Below are 4,213 nucleotides of genomic sequence, written 5' to 3'. Positions count from 1 at the left end.
GCCGCGCACGCGCGACATCGGGGGCACGGCCTCGACCAGCGAGGTCGGCAAGGCGATCGCCTCCGCGATCTAGTGCTGGTTCGGCTTCGGCCTGCTGTAGATATCGCGTCCGTGGTCGACCACGTCGCGGCGCAGCTGGCGACGCTGCTCGGGAGTCATGCGCGCATCGCGGTTCGCGTCACGCTGCTGCCATCTCATGTCGCGCGCCGGCGCCTGCTGCGGGGCCGAGGGACGGCCGGGTCCGGCCTGACGGCCGCCGCCCTGGGCGTGCTGGGCCGGGGAGCAGAGCGGAGCGAGGGCGAGCAGGGTCGCCCCGCCCAAGGCGACCAGCGTCTTTGCGATCCGCCCCTCCCGTCGCATGCTCTTTCCTCGAAGTCTGGAACAACCGGAGCTAATAGTAGGCCGTTTTTGTAAGGCATTTACGACGCTCGCGCCGACGTTTGTAACAAGGTGTTTCGAGGGCCCTGTCGCGCCCTCGCTTGATCGCCCTTTTCGCGGCCGGGAGCCTTGAACGGATTGTTCGCATCGAACCACTGCGACGCGCGCTTGCGGAACCCTGCGGGGACCGCCGCGAGCCGCTCGGACCTGGGATCCAGGTATTGCGCGATGCCGGTCGCTCGCAGCCGCTGCTGCTCGTCGGTCGCATACTTCGCCTCGAACGCGTACGCCCATGCGCTGACCGGCATCACGCGCTGATAGCGGTGCGCCCAGTCGAGCGCGAGGTCCAAGTATTCCTTCCGGCCCGTGGCGGCATAGAGCCACTCGCACGCCTCCGCCCACTGATACTCGGTGAAGATCGGGCGCATGTCGGTAAATGGGCGATGGCGGAAGGCAAATTTCAGGTCATTCTCCGCGGCCTCGTGCTCGCCGCGCAGACCGGCGAAGAACGCGAGTGCAAGCGCATGATCGAACCCGCGCGGAAGGGAGCCCGGTGCCCCGCGTACAAACGCCTCAAGGCTCAAGGGGTCACCGACCTTTGCGCTCGCCCATGCGAAGTAAGGGAGCGCGAACGCGGGAAAGCCGTGCATCGGGGCACCCTCGATCGGATAGAACTGCGCCATCCGGTCGAAGCGCTCGACCGCTGCCTTGAAGCGGCCGCGTCGAAGGTCCACGTACGCCTCGGCAAAGAGGACGAACTCGGAATCGACGAGGGTCCCCTCGCGCACCGCAGGCCGGTCGTTCGCCCGGAAGGCGGACCTCGGATAACCGATAGTCTGCGAGCCGCGCGCCGGAGTGCGCTCCACGACGAACTTCTCGACCCTCGTGTTGGGCGGACCGGCCAGCTCGCGCAGCGTGCTCACGAGATCCTGCGGGGGCGCCCGATCGATCACGGCGAGCATCAAGGCAAGACGCATGCCCCGCACAGTCCCCATCGCCTGCGACGACTTGTAGGGCTCGGTCAGAAGCCAGCGCTTCTGGCTTTCCCAATCGCCACCCTTCATCCGAAGCCCCACGTCGGCGGCGAGCCATACCTGGGGATTGTCGAATCCTCCCTGCAGCTGATTGAACCCTTGCCACGCCTGATCTCCCAGGCCGAGCACGAACAGCCAGGATAGGAAATCCCGCCACGCATAAGGGTCATGGTAACGCTGGCCCCTGTCGCGCGCCGCCTCGAGGACAGCCGCGTAGCGCTTGTCCAGTTGTGCCAAGCGCTGCGCGCTCGCGAGGGACGCCGCCGACCCGGTATTCAGCTTGGAGGCGATATCATAGAATCGGCGCGCCTCTTCCGGCCGGCCTTGCCAGAAGAAGCCACTGCCCACTGCATACGCTTGATTGCTCAGCTCGACGGGCTCGTAGCGAGAGGGGTCGATGAAACCAGGATATTTCGCGTAAGCATCCGCCGCAGCCTTGTAGTCGCCCTTCTCGTCCATCAATCGCTTTCCCCGCTCGGCGTAGTAGTCCCAGCGGTCGGGCCGCTCGCGAAGCTGCGCATCCGAGAGCTGCCTGCGCTCCTCGGGCGATGTCCCCAGCGCCTCGGCGAATTGCGCGCGATCCGGGCTCCCCTTGAACCGCGCATCCAGCAGGGTACGAAGCTCCGACTTACCCTCCTCGTACTCCAGGAGGAACTTGGCGGCGCTGAGATTCATGGCGGAGGCGGCGAGCTGGCGATGCAGGAGGTCGAGATATTCAACGAGATCCACCGGCTCGCCGGCGTCTCCGTAGTCCGGCCCCGCGAACCAGTAGAAGCGCACCGGCAAGTCGAAGCGGTACGCTTTCACGAACGGCGCCGAGTAGGGCGAGGGAACGCCGAGCTGCACGAGCGCCTTCCAGCTGGTGAGACTCTGCCCCTGCTCGAGCAGCGCCGCGGCCTGCGCCAGGCGCACAACCTCCGCATGCGCCGCCTCCCTTTGCGAAGCAGGCATCTGATTGGCGATCCCCAATTCGGCCGCGGCTTCCAAGGCGAGAATCGCAGGATGGCCCTCCAACTCCGGTTTCAGAGCCGAGGCCAGCTGGCGCGCTCGCGCCGGCAACGCCTGCATTTCCACGAGCCTCTGGAGTTCCTGGATGGCATTCGAAACCGCAATTGCCTCGAGGAGATCGAGGTAGGCGCCGGCCAGGCACGGTTCCGATGTCGTGAAGCATGTCGCCCCCGCACGGTGCTCGCGGCGGGCGCGTGCGATGTGATGAAGAGCCAGTTTCACCAGTGCGACCTCGTCCGTCACTTGCCCCGTGAGCCGCATCCCTGCCATCTGGTCGTCGAGGTTCTCGCCGGGAAGCCCGAAGTCGCGATCGAGCATGCGCTTGGGCAGGGCGAGGTCCGCCTTCGTCGTGAAGAAATCAAGATCTTGCAGCGCACGCCCGACCAAAGGGGCCCATTCCGGATACCGGTCGGCAAAGGCGTCGAAGAATGGCGTCGATTCGCGCGCTTCAAGTCGCCGGTACGCGGTCTGAAGCGTCTTGAGATCGATTTCGAGCAGCAACCTCGGCAATTCATCCTTGACCGCGACCAGTGCCTTCTGGAATTCCGGGAGATTACCGTTCAGGAACTCACGGTAGGCGAGCGCCTCAGGCGCGCCGGAATCCGCCAGCGCGGCGAGAGCCGACACGCGGGCATCGAGGTGATACCAGGCGCGTGCAATGAAGAGTGCGGCGTAAGGCTGGCCGGGTGGCAGTGCGCGAGCGGCGAGTAACGCTTGTTCAAACAGGCGTTCGCGCGGGCGCCCAGGCCACATCGGAGCGAGGCTGGCGATGAGTTGCAATGCACTTGCGCGACCCGTCGCATCGGCGGGCTTGATAGCCAAGGCCTGGGCTGGCGAAGCAGGGAACCTCGGTTTCCGCGCGGCTGAGGCGCTCTTTGGCCGTGCGGGAGCCTTGCCGGCGAGCCCGAGCGCCTCGAGTACCGCGGGTGCGATCGCCTCGCCGACGATCGAAGGATGCGCCGTAGCAACCAAGCTGATTTCGGCGAGCGGTCTGGAGTTCAACTGCGAACCCAGACTCCTCGCGTCAAGTACGCCGACCGACGCGTTGACGTGGCCCCGGCGGTCATGCGCGACACCGACAACCACGACCTTCTGGATGCCCAGCGATCGCGCCATGGTGAGGTACTCCCCGCGCTCGAATCTGCGCCGGCTCTCGCCCATCGCTCTGGACAGCGCGACCGGATTCGGGACGCGGAGCTTGCGCGCCGCCAGCTCTTTCGTAACCTCCGCGAGAATCAGGGAGCGTGAAATACGGTCCAGCGCGTAGCCCTCGGTGCGAACCGGGCCCACCATAAGATCGTACTTGCCCGCCTTGAGCAGTTCGGTGAAGTTTCGAGCCTCCGCATCCAGCCACGGCGAAGACACTCTGGGCTTTCCCTGGGGAAAGGCCCGATCGAGCGGGTCGGGCGACTGCGGCCCGCGCATCGGCGACTCGTCCAGTGGCGAGGGCTTTCGAAAGGGATTAGGAATGGGCCTGCCGTCAGGTCCCCACTGGCCTATGGCTACGAGCGGAACCAGAGCAAGCAAGGCGATTCCGGTTCTCACAACTCGATAAATCGGCTTCCCCCTACGTGATCGCGCTTGTAACAACTTGTTTCCTCGCCTGCCCCAGCAATGCGCCGTTACGCACGCCCTGCAACCGCGGTAACCGCCGGGTTACGATACGCCGATGACCGAGCCCAAGACAAGAATCCTGGTCGTCGACGACGATTTGCGCCTGCGCGACCTGCTCCAAAGGTATCTCAGCGAGCAGGGCTTCGCCGTGCACACCGTCTCCGACGCGGCGGCCATGG

At 65.6% G+C, this 4,213-nt stretch carries 2 protein-coding genes; both read right to left on the bottom strand.

What is annotated here, in order from left to right; genetic code table 11:
- Positions 1-69: 69 nt before the first annotated feature.
- Positions 70-360: a hypothetical protein gene (locus VMI09_03885; protein HTQ23810.1), complete on the bottom strand. Its 291-nt coding sequence runs from the start codon at positions 358-360 to the stop codon at positions 70-72.
- A gap of 59 nt (positions 361-419) precedes the next feature.
- Entirely contained in the window at positions 420-3,785 is a 3,366-nt protein-coding gene (locus VMI09_03880) for a hypothetical protein (GenBank protein HTQ23809.1), read from the bottom strand.
- Between the last annotated feature and the right edge of the window lie 428 nt (positions 3,786-4,213).

Source organism: Candidatus Binataceae bacterium (assembly GCA_035500095.1).
GTDB lineage: Bacteria > Desulfobacterota > Binatia > Binatales > Binataceae > JAKAVN01.
Note: the sequence above shows the minus strand (reverse complement) of the source record. Positions and strands in the feature narration are given on the sequence as shown.